Here is a 14855-nt window from a genome sequence, read left to right as displayed (position 1 = left end):
ACAAAAAGCCGGCTCGACCGGCAGGCCCAACCACAACTCATAAGAGAACGACAAGGGGAATAGCAGCATGAAAAACCTCAAACTTCTTTTGGCCGGCACAGTTGCCGCCCTCACCTTCGCCGGCGCCGCCGCGCATGCCGAACGGGGCACGGACGGGGATCTGAAGATCCTGTTCTGGCAGGCCGTTTCGACGATGAACCCCTACCTCTCCGGCGGCACCAAGGAAGTCTACGCGTCCTCGATGGTCATCGAGCCGCTCGCCCGCTACGACGAGAAGGGTAGTCTCGTGCCGATGCTGGTCACCGAGATCCCGACCGTCGAGAACGGCGGCGTCGCCAAGGACCTGCTCAGCATGACCTGGAAGATCAAGCCGGGCGTCAAATGGTCGGACGGCACGCCTTTTACGGCTGACGACGTCATCTTCACCTGGAAATATTGCATCGCGCCGGACGGCGGTTGCGCTCAGGCCGCCCAGTACGAGGGCGTCAAGAGCGTCGAGGCTCCGGATCCGCAGACGGTCAAGATCACCTTTACCGAACCGAAGCCCTATCCCTACAGCGCTTTCGTCGGCGCCCAGTCGCCGGTCATCCAGAAGAAGCAGTTCGAAAACTGCGTCGGCGCCAAGGCTCCGGGCTGCACCTCGGCCAACTTCGGCCCGATCGGCACCGGTCCTTTCGTCGTCAAGGAATTCAAGCCGAACGACGTCATCACGCTGACCGCCAACACCAATTACCGCGACGCGGCAAAGCCTGCCTTCGCAACAGTGACCCTCAAGGGCGGTGGCGACGCTGCGTCGGCGGCGCGCGCCGTTCTCGAAACCGGCGAATACGATTATGCCTGGAACATGCAGGTAGAGCCGGAAATCCTCGCCAAGATGGTCGCTGCCGGCAAGGGCAAGCTGGAAACGGCATTCGGCACCCAGGTCGAACGTATCAACCTCAACCACTACAATGCCGATCCGTCGCTTGGCGCAAAACGCTCCACCAAGGACGCCGGCCCGCATCCTTCGCTCTCCGACCCGGCAGTCCGCCGCGCGCTTTCGCTCGCCATCGACCGCAGCATCATCGTCGAGGCAGGATACGGCGCAGCCGGCAAGGCGACCTGCAACATCGTTCCCGCACCGGCCGCCGTCGCTTCCACCAAGAACGACAACTGGTGCCTGAAGCAGGATCTTGTGGCCGCCAACAAGCTGCTTGACGATGCCGGCTGGAAGAAAGGCCCGGATGGCATCCGTGCCAAGAACGGCGTGAAGCTCTCCTACCTCTATGCGACCTCCACCAACTCGGTTCGCCAGGCGACCCAGGAACTGGTGAAGGACATGTGGTCGCAGATTGGCGTCGGCGCCGAACTGCGCAACGCCAGCGCCTCGGTCTTCTTCGGCGGCGATCCGGCAAGCCCGGACACCTTCCAGAAGTTCTATGCCGACGTCGAAATGTACACCAACAACTTCGACGGCACCGATCCGGAAAAGTATCTCGCAGAATGGCTGTGCGACAAGGTTCCCGGCCCGGCGAACGGTTGGCAGGGCCAGAACATTCCGCGTTACTGCAACCCGGCCTATGACAAGCTGCTCGGCGAACTTTCGAAGACCGCCGAGCTCGACAAGCGCGCAGCGCTTGCCAAGCAGCTCAACGACATGCTGACCGAAGAAGGCGCGCATATCCCGCTCGTCCACCGCGGCAGCGTCTCCTCGCATTCTCTCAAGCTCGCCGGCGTGAAGATGAACGCCTGGGATAGCGAGCTGTGGAACGTCGCCGACTGGTCGCGCACGAAGTGATGCCGATCGCCGGGCCTGCCCTTGCGGCAGGCCCGGCGCCCGCATTTTCTTCTCCGCGCTAGTCTGGAGACTTATTGATGTTCACCTACACCTTGCGACGATTGCTCTTCGCAATCCCGACGCTGCTGATCATTAGCTTCGTCATTTTCGCGCTACTCGATCTTGCCCCCAACGATCCGACCGGCGACCTGCCGTTGACGATCCCGCCGGAGGTCCGCGAACAGATCCGCGCATCGCTCGGCCTCGATCAGCCATTCTTCTTCCGCTACCTCTACTGGCTGCAGCAATTCTTCATCAACGAACCACTCAACATCCTCGAACGCCTGACCGGCTGGCAATTCGGCGATGGTACCCGCATGCGGGTGCTGTCCTGGGCGACCCGCAGCCCGGTGGTCGACCTGATCGTCCAGCGCCTGCCCCAGACGCTGTGGGTTGTTGGTCTCGCTTATGTGTTCGGGGTGATGATCGCCGTTCCGATCGGCGTCATCTCCGCCTACAAGCAGTATTCGATCTTCGACCAGATCGGCACGTTCCTGTCGATGGTCGGATACTCGGTGCCGACCTTCTTCACCGGCGTGCTGCTGGTCGTCATCTTCTCCTCCTGGCTGCAATGGTTCCCGTCGGTCTATGACACCAACCTGGTCGTCAACGACTTCTCGAGCTTCCTGCAGCAGATCAAGCAGATGGCCTTGCCGGTCACCGTTCTGTCGCTCTTCAACGCCTCGCAGATCACCCGTTTCGTGCGGGCCTCGATGCTCGACAACCTGCACCAGGACTACGTGCGCACCGCGCGTGCCAAGGGCGTCAAGGAAAAGTCGGTTCTGCTCATCCATGTGCTGCGCAACAGCCTGATCCCGGTCGTCACCGTGATCGCACTCGGCGTGCCGACGATCTTCTCGGGCGCCATCATCACTGAGCAGATCTTTCGCGTGAATGGCCTCGGCCAATTGCTGATCATCGCGGTTCAGGGGGCCGATATCCCGCTCGTCCAGACCCTGACCTTCATCTTCGCGGTGCTGATCGTGCTCTTCAACCTCATCGCCGACGTGCTTTACGGCATTCTTGACCCGAGGATCCGTTATGACTGATGCGACGCTTACAACCGCCCCGCCCGCCAAGGCGGCAACTCCCACCAGGTCGGCGCTCGCGGACATCTGGCGCCAGTTCCGTTCCCACAAGGGCGGAGTAGTCGGATTGATCGTCTTCACGTTCATCGTGCTGGCGGTGTTCGTGGGTCCGTATATCCACCGGGTGGCCCCGAACGCCATCAATATCCGCGACAAGAACCAATGGCCCTCCTGGGCACATCCGTTCGGCACCGACAACCTCGGCAAGGACATGCTTGCCCAGGTGCTCGCCGGCGGCCGCATCTCGCTTGCGGTCGGCATCACGGCGATGTTGCTGGCGCTTTTCCTCGGAACGCTGGTGGGGGTAGTCTCCGGCTATATCCGCAGGCTCGACGGTCCGCTGATGCGCATCACCGACCTGTTCCTGGCGCTACCGCTCCTGCCGCTGCTGCTCGTCATCCTGATGTTGTTTCGCGATACCTTGCGGGCGGCATTCGGACCCGAAACCGGCATCTTCATCCTGATCGTCTTCGTGATCGGGATCACCAGCTGGATGCACACCGCCCGTATCGTGCGCGGCGATGTGCTGGCCGTCAAAAGCCAGGAATTCATCCTGGCGGCGAAGGCGAGCGGCATGCGGGAGTATCGCATCATCCTCAGGCACATCCTGCCCAACGTGCTGAGCTCGATCATGGTTTCGGCGACATTGGGCATCGCTTCGGCGATCATCACGGAATCGGCACTGAGCTTCCTGGGTCTCGGCTTTCCCTCGGATTTCCCGACCTGGGGACGGCTGTTGTTCGACGGCGCCAACTTCCTGCAGTTGACACCCTCGCGCGTGCTCTGGCCGGGCCTGGCGATCTCGCTGACTGTACTCAGCGTCAACTATATGGGCGATGCGATCCGCGACGCGCTCGATCCGAGAGCGCTGAAACACTGAGCCCGCCACACGGACCCGATCGGAATGGCGGCTGCAAAGCCGCCATTCTTCATTCGCCAGTCGGAAAGACGACCGCTGAAAAAAACTCAAAAAAATTTGGAACTGCCGGAACCTATTCCCGAGGCGCCCGTTATGTGAGTGTTCGAAGGCGACCCCCCGTCCCCCGCCCTACAAAGCCTTCGGACATACTCTTCAATCCCCCTCGAAGAGACGAACTGGCTCGGCTCCGTCAACCGGAACCGGGCCAGCTCAGTTTTGTGGGGCATGGTGAATAATGGCGCTGCGAGCGAGCTTTTCGGAAAGACTTACGTCGCGGGGCATCAATGAGCCGGAAAGCTTCTCACCAACGACTATTCTTCAATCCCCGCCGCTCTCCAGCGGGAATACCAGCCGATAGCTGATGCGATCGTTGGAGATGACGTATTGCGCCTTGCCGTTGACGGAGGCCGGAACGACACGCTCCAGCACGGTGCTGCCGAAATGCGCCTTCAATGAATCCTCGGTATCTTCGGAGCTCCGGCTGGCATCCAGCACTTCGTCCCAGATCATCTCCAGCGAATCATGGCCGTTGAGGTGCATGCGGGTGCAGGTGACATTGATTACCCGGCCGCTGCGCAATAGCGAACCGTGGCTGACCGCGTTGACGATCAACTCGTGCAGCGCCAGTCCGATATGCAGCGAGGCGTTCGGCGTCAAAAGGATGTTGTCCCCGTGGACGCGCACGAGATGCTTGTTTTCGGGCAGGTACTTTTCCGTCTGCTGCTGCACCAGTTCGAAAAAATAGGCGCCGCGCCAGCTGGAATCGGTGATCAGGTCCTGGCTCTGCGAGAGTGAATAAAGCCGCCCCCGGAACTTGTGCAGAAACAGTTCCAGCGAGCCTGAATAACGGGCCGTCTGCAGCGCAATGCTCTGGATGATGGCGAGCAGGTTCTTGGAACGGTGGCTGACCTCGCGCAGCAGCGCACGCAGCAGCCGCTCGCGATGACGTTCCTCGGAACGGTCGATGATGGTGGTGACGAAATGCAGTCCGCCATTGGAAAATTCCACCGTCTGGACACGGAACTCGTAGATCTGCTCGGTGCCGATGGTAATCTCGATATGGCCTTTGCGACCCGCTTCCGTCATGCCGTCCTTGAGGGTCGCGAGCTTTGCCCCGACCTCGTCGCCGAACAGGCTGACATCGGTGGGTGTCCTGACGTGCTCGACCGCCCAGACCTCCGGAAGATGAGTGACGAAGAGATAATTGCGGCCWGCGTCCTGGATCATGATGCTGGCGCCAAGGTCCACCAGCGCCGGCATGAAAAATTCGCGTAACTTGTCATCACTCTGACCAGCCTGCTGCCATGTCAGGGGATTCACCAAGTTACTCACTCCGTCTGCGGGCTTGCGGGGGAAACCGGGCACCTGCTGTGCGCAGAGATACCTGGATTTATGAGTATGATTATCCGACTTTTATAGGACGTCAAACACGCCGGAACAACCCGACCACCAGCGATATCAGCAACAGTGCGAGAAACAGGAAAAACAGAAGCTGTGCGAGGCCGGTTGCCGTTCCCGCAATGCCGCTGAAGCCGAGCGCACCGGTGAAGATCGCGACGAGCAGGCAGACAAGAGCATAATACAACATGGGCCTTCCTCTTCGGATGCGCCAGAACGCTACCCGTTGCATTTTGTTCCGGCCTGGTCCGCTCGCCTGCCGCCCATGGGATCAAGCGGCGGCCTTCACGGCTTCGTTGAAGAACAGCGCCTGGCTGATCAACGCCTTCACCATGTCCGGGTTGAAGGGCTTGGTAACGAGGAAGGCTGGTTCCGGGCGTTCGCCGGTCAGAAGCCGCTCCGGGAAAGCGGTGATGAAGATCACCGGCACGCTCGAAGACTTCAGGATTTCATTGACCGCGTCGATCCCGGAGCTGCCGTCGGCGAGCTGGATATCGGCGAGCACCATTTTCGGGTGCGAGGACTGGAAGAGCGACACCGCTTCCTTATGGGTGCGGGCGATGCCAGTGACGCGGTGGCCGAGATCCTGCACCATCTGTTCGATGTCGAGCGCGATCAGCGGCTCGTCCTCGATGATCATGATGTCGGTCGCGACCTGCCGCGAGATTTCGCGGGTCGCGTCGTCGAGCAGGCGGTTCACTTCAGCGGGGCTGACATCCAGGACCTCCGCGGCTTCCTCGATGCTGAAACCCTCCACCGAGACAAGCAGGAACGCATGCCGCGACTGGGAGGGAAGCATCGAGAGATTGGCTGCCGCGCGCTGCTCCCAGGCAAACGGCGATTCGATCGGGCGAATCTCAATGTTCGTGGAACCAAAAATTGTAACAAAGAGTTTATAGAGCGAAACACGGTCCTTGGACGTTTCGGGGAATATCGAAACGTCTGCGATCAAAGCTTCCAGGACCGCGGCAACATAGGCGTCTCCCGAGGTCTGTGATCCGGTGACGGCGCGAGCATACCGACGCAGATATGGAAGGTGAGACGCAACGCGTGTGGTGAGTGACATACAAAATCTCCCTCGGTGCCCGGTGGGCAATTGACCTCTTATGAACGTGGGCCTTGAAAAAAAGTTCCGCAAGAGTGGAACTTTTTTTGCCGCCAGGAATTCCTTTGCCCGACGATATCGCAACAGGCTGCCCGCGTGATGAGTGACGACAACAGAAAAAAAGAAGAGATGACAGCAATCCAATCCCAAGAAGTCCGACCCGGAGCGGTGCCGCCGAATGCATCCATATCCCGCAAGTTACGGGACTTCTACGACGCGGTACAGGAAGAAGGGATTCCGGATCGTTTTCTCGATCTTCTCGAGCGCCTGGAACAGGCTGAGAAGAACGCCAAACCGGTGAACGCAAAATGAGCAAGGAAGACGAGAGCGACGATCGCGGCTTCAAGCGCGACCTTCTCGCGTCGCTGCCTAATCTGCGTGCCTTCGCGGTATCCCTGACAGGCCGGCACGACAAGGCGGACGACCTCGTGCAGGATACAATCATGAAAGCCTGGGCGAACCAGACCAGCTTCACCGCAGGCACCAACATGCGGGCCTGGCTGTTCACCATCCTGCGCAACGAATTCTACAGCCAGATGCGCAAGCGCGGACGCGAGGTGCAGGATAGCGACGGCCTGTTCAGCGAGCGTTTCTCGGTCCATCCGGAACAGTACGGCAGGCTCGACCTGCAGGATTTCCGCAAGGCGCTCGACAAGCTGCCTGACGATCAGCGCGAAGCGATCATCCTCGTGGGTGCCGCCGGTTTCGCCTATGAGGAGGCGGCTGCGATCTGCGGCTGCGCCGTCGGCACGATCAAGAGCCGCGTCAGCCGCGCCCGCGCCCGTCTGCAGGAGCTGCTGGGCGTCTCCGGCGAGGGCGACTACGGCCCCGATGCAGGCGATGCGGCGATCACGTCACGTGCTTTTGGCAGCTGATCCTGAAAAATCTGAGAGAACGCCGCTCACACCTGGGCGGCGTTTTTGACGGCTTCGACGAGGTGGCGGTCGTTGAACGGTTTGGCGACGACACTTATTCCGTCCCAGCCCTTCAGACCATCCATGTCCTCGACGCTGAGCGTGGTGAACACCAGACCCGAGCCTGAAGCTCTCAGCCGAAGCCCAGCCTCTCCACCAATCAGCCTCGAATCGATGACGATAACGTCGAACCAGCCGCTTTCCAGTTCCACCATATAGGTGTGTGGCGTGGCGACATGGACCTCGCAGGCAAGCGCCTCGGTGAGCACGGCCTCCACTTCCATGGCCACCAGGAACTCCCGATCGACAACGAGGATTCGCAACAATTAAGTCCGCCCGAGATTCGACAACGAAATTCGGCTAGACCATCGAAAGAACGCCCAGTCATTTACAAAAGACACAGGGCGGTCGCAAACCGCCTGCTATTGTTCGCGAAGCCCGCTTTCGTCGAGAGCAGGCCCCAGCACAACGCGGAATACGGTCGCCTGCGCGCGGCAGGCGACCGTTCAGCTGGTCGCGCGACGAGACCTGCTTATTCGGCGGGCTCGGAATGTCGCCGGCCCGGACCACCCATGGACTTCGCCGCGAGGAAGCCAAGACCGCCGACCACCGCGACGAGCAGCAGCGGACGTGATTTGACCAGCAGCGGCAATGCCGTCAGAGCCGCTGTTATCATCAACGCCTTGGAACTGTTGGAGGCCGCGGCTTCCCGCTTGCGGCGCTGTTCGGAAGCATTGGCGATAACGACGCAGAGATACATGATCAATGCCAGGACGAGCGCGCCACCGGCGACTGCAAGCAGCGCCATCGGCGGTCCCCATATGCCGGCGAGATAGACTGCGAGCGCTGCCACTAACAGTCCATAGGCCGTCAGCAGGAAAAGCAGCACGAAAGCATAGAGGATCGCATTTCTTTTGAGCTTGCGCGTCAACGCCGCGATATCCATCGCGGCGAGTGAAGCCAAAAGTGGACCAAGTCCTGTCATCGTCAGCGACGCGTCAGCAGCGCGAAGAGAAATCCCACGCCGGCGGCGATCGCGACGGCCTGGATAGGGTTTGTGCGGATCTGGCGTTCCAGGTCCTTTTCCATCGACAGAGCCTGATCGCGGGCGGCTTCCACCATATGCATCGAAGCGTCGGCGGCATCGTTGGCGACCCGGCGGGCCTTACCCTTGTATTCGCTGGCCTTCTCGTTGCCCACGGCAGCAATGCTGCGCGTCAGTGCAGCGATATCGTCGCGGAGCTGCTGGATCTGGGCTTCGACGTCCTTGCTGGTTGCCGAGTTCTGGCCGGTGCCATTGCGGGTGAAGTCGGTCGTGGGGTTGGCTGCGGGCATATCGATCTCCTGTTTTGCGAACCTTAGAGGACGCGAGCCGCGGAAGGCTTTGCGCGGAATCAAACGGCGTCGAAAACGTGGAACGGGGACGGTCTCCCGAGCGAGCGACGCACGCTACCCGCTTCACGCTTCCTGTCGCCGCCGGTGAACGCAGCAACAACGCGATTGTTCCCCGGCGCGGTTGCACCCAGGCGGAAATAGCCGGAAAGGTTCGGAGGAGTCAGGCGGCCGGCGGCTCCGGCCAGGCCGAAATGCCCCCGGTCCATTGCTCGAAGGCCCTGGAGAGTTTCAGCACCAGCAGGTCGTCATAGCGCGGGCCGACGATCTGCAGGCCTATCGGCATGCCGGTTTTCGAAAAGCCGCAATTGATCGACGAGGCCGGTTGTTCCGACATGTTCCACGGTACGGTGAAACCGATATGTTCGAAGGGCAAAGCCGGATCGTTGGTGGGCGAAGCCCACTCCGCCGGATAGGAGACGATCGGATTGGTCGGCGAGATCACTGCGTCGACGGTCGTGAACAGCCTTCCACAGGCCTTGCGCATTTCGATCGTCTGGTTGAAGCCGCGCACCGCCTCGACGCCGGAAATGTAAGTCCCGCCTTCCGCCCATTGGTAGATATAGGGCAGGATCAGCGCCCGGCGCTCTTCCGGCATTTTCTCGATATCGCCCCAGAACCGCGAGCGCCAAAAACTGTCGAGCCCGTCGAGCATGATGCGGTTCATGACCGGTTCGACCGGAATAATGATCGCCCCCGCATCCTCAAAGCGCTTGGCAGCGGCCACGACCGCATCGCGAACCTCGTCCTCGACTGCAAGGCCGATGCCGGCATCGAGCATCAGGCCGATCTTCATGCCCTTCACGTCGATATCGAAATTAAGCCAGTCGAAGTCGTTGGGCGGCAGCGACGTGCCGTCGCGCCAGTCCGGACGCGACAGCGTCGCCATGGAAAAGGCCGCATCCTCGACCGTGCGGGTCATCGGCCCCGCGCAGCGGCCGACATAATAGGGATCGACCGGGATACGGCCCTGGCTCGGCTTAAAACCGAACAACCCCGTCCAGCCGGCCGGCAACCGCACCGAACCACCTATATCCGTGCCGATATGCAGGGGTCCGAAACCGGCGGCACCGGCGGCCGACGCTCCGGCGCTCGATCCGCCAGGGTTCTGGGTGAGATCCCAAGGATTGCGGCTGAGGTGATGGAAGCTCGACAGGCCGGAGGACAGCATGCCGTAGTCCGGGCAGGTGGTCTTGGCAAAAATCACTGCGCCATCTTCGCGGCAGCGCGCGGCGATCGGTGCGTCTTCGGCGGCAGGCACCAGTTCGACGGCCGCCGTGCCGAGCGGCACCGGCTGCCCCTTGGTGGCGATCAGCTCCTTCAGCGTCACCGGGATGCCGTCCAGCGGCCCAAGCGTCGCTCCCTTTGTCCACCGTTGGGTAGAGGCCGCGGCCTGCGCCCTGGCGCTGTCCGGATCGTAGAGATAGAGCGCCTGAATATGCGGCTCGAAGGCGGCGACACGGTCCTCGACCGCCAGCCAGTATTCTAAGGGCGAGAGCTTCCTGGCCGAATAAAGGTCAAGCAGTTCGCGGATCGTCAGTTTCAGGAGGTCATTCATCGCAATATCTTCGTTTCGAAATCAGGAATTGTCGCGGGGATCGAGGAGGTCGCGCAGGCCGTCGCCGAGCATGTTGAGGCCAAGTACCGCGAGCGCGATCGCAAGTCCGGGCATCAGCGCCAGCCACGGCGCCTGGCCGAGAAAAGTCTGCGCATCGGCCAGCATCCGTCCCCAGGTGGGCGTCGGCGGCGGCATGCCGAGACCGAGGAACGAGAGGCCCGCCTCGGTGAGGATCGCGAGGCCGAGCTGGATCGTCACCTGCACGATGATCTGGTTGGAGATGTTCGGCAGCACATGGACGAGCGTGATCTTGGCTTTCGGCCGGCCCATGCTGACGGCGGCGGTAACATAATCCCGCGTCCAGATCTGCAGGGCAGCGCCGAGCGCGAGCCGCGCAAAGACCGGCACCATGAACACACCGATGGCGATGATCGCCGTGAACCGGCCCGATCCTATGAAAGCGCCGAGCATCATCGCCGAGAGGATTGGCGGAACGGCGAAGACGATGTCGCAGCCGCGCATCACGACGAGTTCCAGCCAGCCGCGACGCATGGCGACGACAACGCCGACCGCGGTGCCGACGCTTGCGCCAAGAAGCACGGCAAGGATGGAGGTCGACAGCGAGTTCCAGGCGCCAACCATCAGCATTGAGGCAACGTCGCGGCCGAACTGGTCAGTGCCGAGGAGACCGAAATCGAGCGGGGCCTTCAGCTTGTGGACGATGTTCATTTTGGTGGGCAGAAACGGCGTCCAGACGAGCGACAGCAGCGCTACGGCAAACAACGCAAGCGTGATGACGAGCCCGATGAGGAAGACAGGGCGGCGAAGCAGTTTCCTCATTGCGCACCGGCCCTCAGGCGCGGATCGACGACCAGATAGGCGAGATCGACTAGGAAATTCATCAGGATCACCAGGGCCGCGAAGAACAGCACGACATCCTGCATGACGATGATGTCGCGCTGGGAGAGCGCCTGATAGGCAAGCCGCCCGAGGCCCGGCAGGTTGAAGACATTTTCGACCAGCACCGCGCCGGCGATCAGGAAGGTGAATTGCAGGCCGAGCATGGTGAACACCGGCACCAGCGCGTTTGGGACGGCGTGCCGCCAGATGGCGATGCCCTCGCTCAGGCCCTTGGCACGGGCGGTGCGCACGAAATCCTCGTTCATCACCTCCAGAACCGCGGCCCGCGCCACGCGCGTCAGCACGCCGGCCTGCGGCAGGGCGAGCGCCACGGCCGGCAGGAGGAGCGCCTTGAGGCCGGCAAGAAACCCTGCGTCCCAGCCGGGAAACCCGCCCGCCGGCATCCAGCCGAGCATGGTGGAGAACAGGATGATCAGCAGCAGCCCGACCCAGAAGGCCGGCACCGCAATGCTGATATAGGAGAACAGGCCGGCGACGAAATCAAAGGCGCCGTTGTGCTTGCGCGCTGCCTGAACGCCGAGTGGAATGGCGATCGAGACCGAGAGCACGATTGCGATCAGCGCCAACGGCAAGGTGACGATGAGCCGCTCGCCGATCAGCCCCGCGACCGGCACGCCATAGGTATAGGACTGCCCGAGATCGCCCCGGAAGACCCCGGCGAGCCAGGCGAGGTAACRCACGGGGAGCGGCTGGTCGAGACCCAGCTGTTTCTGCAGCGCCGCGAGCGTTTCCGGGCTTGCCGACGTGCCGAGCATAATCGCCGCCGGATCGCCGGGCAGCAGGTCCATGACGGTGAAGATCAGCAACGAGACGATCAGCAGCGTGACGGCAAGGCTGAGAATACGGCGGAAGAGGATGGAGATCATCGGCGGGTCCCCATGCCGGTGCCGCACGCTCCCGCTGATCTCCCCCCTTGAGGGGGAGATGTCACCAAAGGTGACAGAGGGGGGTGGCGACGATGCGGCAAACCCAATGGCTCAAGAATATGCCAGGAGGTCACCCCCCTCTGCCCTGCCGGGCATCTCCCCCTCAAGGGGGGAGATCGGTATGCCCCACGCACCCTACTCCAATTCATCGCGTGAAACTTCACTCTACCCAATGAACATCCGTCAGGACGTTCGAAGGGATCGGTTCGTTTTCCCACAGGCCCTTCACCTTGCCGTCCCATACGCCGAGCTTCGGCATGACGAACAGGAAGAGCGCCGGCACGTCGTTGGCGAGGATGCTTTGCGCCTCGCCGTAGAGCTTTTCCTGTCCGGCGGCATCGGAAGTCATCTCGACCTTTTTCAGCACGTCGTTGAAGGCTGGGTTCTTGTAGTTGAAGTAGTAGGGATCGCGGGAATAAATGTCGATGTCCATCGGCTCCGCATGGGCGACGATGGTCATGTCGTAATCGGCGGCCTTCAGCACGTCGGCCACCCATTTCGCCGGGAATTCGGTGGTCTCGATATTCATTGTCACGCCGATTTCTGCAAACATCGCCTGCAGCACCTGCGAGGTGCGCTGCGCATAGGCCATCTGCGGCGCCTTGATGGTGAAGGTGAAGCCGTTCGGGAAGCCTGCCTCGGCAAGCAGCGCCTTCGCCTTGGCCGTATCATAGGGATAGACGCCGGTCAGGTCCTGGTAGCCGCGGTCGTTCGGCGTGTAATGGCTGCCGATCGGCGTGCCGAAACCGGACCAGGCGCCCTCGACGACGGTGGCGCGGTCGACCGCCATCATCAGAGCCTGGCGCACCTTTTTGTCGCTGAACGGCTTGCGGGTGTTGTTCATGCCGGCGACGACCTTGAGCTCGGTATTGCCGATCACGGTCGTCAGCCGCTTGTCGCCCTCGAAGGACTTGATCAGTTCGGGCGCACCGAATTCCGGGAAGGCATCGACGTCGCCGGCCTTCAGCGCCGCGGCCTGGGCTTGCGGATCGCTGATGAAACGGAAGGCCGCTGTATCGAGCTTCAGGGAGACGGCCTTGTTCCAGTAGTCGGCATTCCGGGCGAGATCGACCCTGGAGCCTTTCGACCAGCTGACGAACTTGAACGGGCCGGTGCCGATCGGGGTCGTCTTGTTGTCGGCGGCCGATTTCGGTTCGACGATGGTCGAGGACGGCCAGCCGAGCCAGTAAAGCAGGCTGCCAGCCGGCTGCTTGAGCTTCAGCACCAGCGTCGCCGCATCCGGTGTTTCGACCGTGTCGATCGAGGCGAAATAGCGCTTCTGGGGATTGACCGAGTCTGCGCCGCGAGCGCGATCGATGGAGAACTTGGCAACCGCGCTGTCGAATGCAACGCCGTTATGGAACTTGACGCCCTGGCGGAGTTTGAACGTATAGGTCAAGCCATCCGGCGAGATCTGCCAGCTTTCGGCAAGCTGCGGCTTGATCTTGCCGTCCTTGTCGATGGTCGTCAGCCCTTCAAAAATGTTCTGCCAGGTCACCTGGCCGATCGCGACGGGTGCTGCGACCGTCGGGTCGAGCCCAGCCGGCTCGATCGCCATGCCGACTGTGATCGCGGTCTTTGCCGCCGCCTCGGCGCCTGTCTGGCCCAGAAGCAGGCCCGCGCTTATCGCAAGGCCAAAAGCTGCACTCTTCAATATGGTCGCAGAGCCCAGAAACGTCATCCTGCCCATCCGTCATCCCCTTTTTGGAACGAGACCCGCCTGATCGGCACCTGCGGGATCGTCGATTGCCAAAAGTGTGTCATTTCGCAGGTGCACACACAATGCAGAATTTTGTGTTCTCTGTGTAGCCGAAAACGCTACACAGGAAGCAATTAGGCGCTTGCCCTTTTGGGTGCCGATTTGCGCGTATCGGCGCCGCGCATGAAGCGCTCGATGAAATCGACGAGCTTGCTCGCCGCGAACGAGAGCTGGCGGTCCGGCGCGACGCAGAGATCGATCGGCGTGCGCACCGCCTTGCCGGCGGCGATCGGCACCGCCGCAAGCTGGCCGGCATCGATTTCGCGCTGCACCGCAAGCGCCGGCAGCAGTGTGACCGCCGCGCGGCGCAACACCAGTTCCTTCAGCATCTCCAGTGAACCGGTGACGAAGACCGGATCGAGCTCCAGCCCGTCCTTGGCGAACAGTTCCTCAAAGGCCTGTCGCGCGCCGAAATTCTTGTCGGGAAGAGCGAGCGGCATGTGGACAAGATCGCGCAATGTCAGTTCCCTGGCACCGGCGGACGGATGGTCGGCGGCCATGATGACGTCATAGGTGATCTCGGAGCGCAGTCGCACCTTCACCCCGGATATCTTTGGTGCAAACAGCGTCACCACCAGATCTGCCTCGGCGGCGGCGAGCGCCTCGACCGCCTCGCGAGCGCTGGTGATCGCCACCTCGAACCGCAGCTTCGGATAACGCAGGCTGAATTCCGCAAGCACCGGCGCGATCAGGTTGGCGACCGTCGCGCCGTTCGCATAGATCACCACCTTACCGCGCTGCAGGCCCTGCAAGTCGTCGATCAGCTGGTGGACATGTTCGAGTTCGCGCAACGTCCGCCCTGCCCGCGCCGCCAGCAGTTCGCCGGCGGCGGTCAGCTTGATGCCGCGATTGCTGCGCTCGACGAGCGGCGTGCCGAAATAGTGCTCGAGGTTCTCGATCTGCCGGGAGACGGCGGTGGCAGCGACGTTGAGATTCTCGGCCGCCGCCCGCATCGAATTGGTGCGGACCAGTTCGTCGAAATACATAAGCGCCCGAAGCTGCATGCGATCCTGCCGGCTGAAACATGTCGCCCGAAATCGGAGAGCGGTTCCGGGACAC

Annotated in this window: 16 protein-coding genes; 5 read left to right on the top strand and 11 right to left on the bottom strand. The window is 61.8% G+C overall.

Annotated elements, in window-relative coordinates; genetic code table 11:
* The first annotated feature begins 67 nt into the window (after nucleotides 1–67).
* From AC1DLT_RS09695 to AC1DLT_RS09685, 3 genes are all read left to right on the top strand, one after another.
* On the top strand, nucleotides 68–1777 hold the full coding sequence (locus AC1DLT_RS09695; RefSeq protein WP_477486610.1) for a peptide ABC transporter substrate-binding protein: 1710 nt from the start codon (nucleotides 68–70) through the stop codon (nucleotides 1775–1777).
* Nucleotides 1778–1854: 77 nt separating this feature from the next.
* Nucleotides 1855–2865 (top strand): ABC transporter permease, encoded by a 1011-nt coding sequence (locus AC1DLT_RS09690; protein WP_038545492.1) that lies wholly within the window; start codon nucleotides 1855–1857, stop codon nucleotides 2863–2865.
* Complete coding sequence (locus AC1DLT_RS09685; RefSeq protein WP_038545496.1) at nucleotides 2858–3784, top strand: ABC transporter permease; 927 nt, start codon at nucleotides 2858–2860, stop codon at nucleotides 3782–3784. Before AC1DLT_RS09690 ends, AC1DLT_RS09685 begins: the two co-directional genes overlap by 8 nt.
* A gap of 357 nt (nucleotides 3785–4141) precedes the next feature.
* Here the strand turns inward: AC1DLT_RS09685 and AC1DLT_RS09680 are convergent, their stop codons facing one another.
* From AC1DLT_RS09680 to AC1DLT_RS09670, 3 genes are all read right to left on the bottom strand, one after another.
* Nucleotides 4142–5143, bottom strand: coding sequence for a sensor histidine kinase (locus tag AC1DLT_RS09680; RefSeq protein WP_038549628.1), 1002 nt, complete (start codon nucleotides 5141–5143; stop codon nucleotides 4142–4144).
* 103 nt (nucleotides 5144–5246) lie between these two features.
* Nucleotides 5247–5411 (bottom strand): DUF1328 domain-containing protein, encoded by a 165-nt coding sequence (locus tag AC1DLT_RS09675; protein ID WP_007758228.1) that lies wholly within the window; start codon nucleotides 5409–5411, stop codon nucleotides 5247–5249.
* A gap of 81 nt (nucleotides 5412–5492) precedes the next feature.
* On the bottom strand, nucleotides 5493–6287 hold the full coding sequence (locus AC1DLT_RS09670) for a response regulator (protein WP_038545500.1): 795 nt from the start codon (nucleotides 6285–6287) through the stop codon (nucleotides 5493–5495).
* A gap of 168 nt (nucleotides 6288–6455) precedes the next feature.
* Between AC1DLT_RS09670 and AC1DLT_RS09665 the strand changes: the two genes are divergently transcribed.
* Nucleotides 6456–6638 (top strand): NepR family anti-sigma factor, encoded by a 183-nt coding sequence (locus AC1DLT_RS09665; RefSeq protein ID WP_037078171.1) that lies wholly within the window; start codon nucleotides 6456–6458, stop codon nucleotides 6636–6638.
* The gene (locus tag AC1DLT_RS09660; RefSeq protein ID WP_038545503.1) at nucleotides 6635–7201 is read left to right on the top strand and encodes an RNA polymerase sigma factor; all 567 of its coding nucleotides are present in this window, start codon (nucleotides 6635–6637) and stop codon (nucleotides 7199–7201) included. Before AC1DLT_RS09665 ends, AC1DLT_RS09660 begins: the two co-directional genes overlap by 4 nt.
* Nucleotides 7202–7227: 26 nt before the next feature.
* On the opposite strand, the gene AC1DLT_RS09655 is transcribed toward AC1DLT_RS09660, so the two are convergent.
* The 8 genes from AC1DLT_RS09655 to AC1DLT_RS09620 all read right to left on the bottom strand — a co-directional run bounded on the left by AC1DLT_RS09655 (nucleotide 7228) and on the right by AC1DLT_RS09620 (nucleotide 14800).
* The gene (locus tag AC1DLT_RS09655) at nucleotides 7228–7563 is read right to left on the bottom strand and encodes a hypothetical protein (protein ID WP_247137541.1); all 336 of its coding nucleotides are present in this window, start codon (nucleotides 7561–7563) and stop codon (nucleotides 7228–7230) included.
* Nucleotides 7564–7772: 209 nt separating this feature from the next.
* Nucleotides 7773–8204 (bottom strand): hypothetical protein, encoded by a 432-nt coding sequence (locus AC1DLT_RS09650; protein ID WP_157885166.1) that lies wholly within the window; start codon nucleotides 8202–8204, stop codon nucleotides 7773–7775.
* A 23-nt stretch (nucleotides 8205–8227) separates the two neighbouring features.
* Nucleotides 8228–8575: an ElaB/YgaM/YqjD family protein gene (locus AC1DLT_RS09645; protein WP_038549630.1), complete on the bottom strand. Its 348-nt coding sequence runs from the start codon at nucleotides 8573–8575 to the stop codon at nucleotides 8228–8230.
* 220 nt (nucleotides 8576–8795) lie between these two features.
* Nucleotides 8796–10190, bottom strand: coding sequence for an amidase (locus AC1DLT_RS09640; RefSeq protein WP_477486609.1), 1395 nt, complete (start codon nucleotides 10188–10190; stop codon nucleotides 8796–8798).
* A 21-nt stretch (nucleotides 10191–10211) separates the two neighbouring features.
* Complete coding sequence (locus AC1DLT_RS09635; RefSeq protein WP_477486608.1) at nucleotides 10212–11030, bottom strand: ABC transporter permease; 819 nt, start codon at nucleotides 11028–11030, stop codon at nucleotides 10212–10214.
* Nucleotides 11027–11977, bottom strand: coding sequence for an ABC transporter permease (locus AC1DLT_RS09630; RefSeq protein ID WP_477486607.1), 951 nt, complete (start codon nucleotides 11975–11977; stop codon nucleotides 11027–11029). Before AC1DLT_RS09630 ends, AC1DLT_RS09635 begins: the two co-directional genes overlap by 4 nt.
* A 220-nt stretch (nucleotides 11978–12197) precedes the next feature.
* Nucleotides 12198–13727 (bottom strand): ABC transporter substrate-binding protein, encoded by a 1530-nt coding sequence (locus AC1DLT_RS09625; protein WP_477486606.1) that lies wholly within the window; start codon nucleotides 13725–13727, stop codon nucleotides 12198–12200.
* Nucleotides 13728–13870: 143 nt separating this feature from the next.
* Nucleotides 13871–14800, bottom strand: coding sequence for a LysR family transcriptional regulator (locus tag AC1DLT_RS09620; RefSeq protein WP_477486605.1), 930 nt, complete (start codon nucleotides 14798–14800; stop codon nucleotides 13871–13873).
* Nucleotides 14801–14855 lie beyond the last annotated feature (55 nt).

Source organism: Neorhizobium sp. 05N33 (assembly GCF_056397445.1).
The sequence above is the reverse complement of the archived record's forward strand: the minus strand, read 5'-3'. Positions and strand labels throughout refer to the sequence as shown.

Excerpts from the sequence above, each read along its gene's own strand:
- AC1DLT_RS09695 (WP_477486610.1), top strand. The coding sequence starts at position 68 with ATGAAAAACCTCAAACTTCTTTTGGCCGGCACAGTTGCCGCCCTCACC.
- AC1DLT_RS09690 (WP_038545492.1), top strand. The coding sequence starts at position 1,855 with ATGTTCACCTACACCTTGCGACGATTGCTCTTCGCAATCCCGACGCTG.
- AC1DLT_RS09685 (WP_038545496.1), top strand. The coding sequence starts at position 2,858 with ATGACTGATGCGACGCTTACAACCGCCCCGCCCGCCAAGGCGGCAACT.
- AC1DLT_RS09675 (WP_007758228.1), bottom strand. The coding sequence starts at position 5,411 with ATGTTGTATTATGCTCTTGTCTGCCTGCTCGTCGCGATCTTCACCGGT.
- AC1DLT_RS09670 (WP_038545500.1), bottom strand. The coding sequence starts at position 6,287 with ATGTCACTCACCACACGCGTTGCGTCTCACCTTCCATATCTGCGTCGG.
- AC1DLT_RS09665 (WP_037078171.1), top strand. The coding sequence starts at position 6,456 with ATGACAGCAATCCAATCCCAAGAAGTCCGACCCGGAGCGGTGCCGCCG.
- AC1DLT_RS09660 (WP_038545503.1), top strand. The coding sequence starts at position 6,635 with ATGAGCAAGGAAGACGAGAGCGACGATCGCGGCTTCAAGCGCGACCTT.
- AC1DLT_RS09645 (WP_038549630.1), bottom strand. The coding sequence starts at position 8,575 with ATGCCCGCAGCCAACCCCACGACCGACTTCACCCGCAATGGCACCGGC.
- AC1DLT_RS09640 (WP_477486609.1), bottom strand. The coding sequence starts at position 10,190 with ATGAATGACCTCCTGAAACTGACGATCCGCGAACTGCTTGACCTTTAT.
- AC1DLT_RS09635 (WP_477486608.1), bottom strand. The coding sequence starts at position 11,030 with ATGAGGAAACTGCTTCGCCGCCCTGTCTTCCTCATCGGGCTCGTCATC.
- AC1DLT_RS09625 (WP_477486606.1), bottom strand. The coding sequence starts at position 13,727 with ATGGGCAGGATGACGTTTCTGGGCTCTGCGACCATATTGAAGAGTGCA.
- AC1DLT_RS09620 (WP_477486605.1), bottom strand. The coding sequence starts at position 14,800 with ATGCAGCTTCGGGCGCTTATGTATTTCGACGAACTGGTCCGCACCAAT.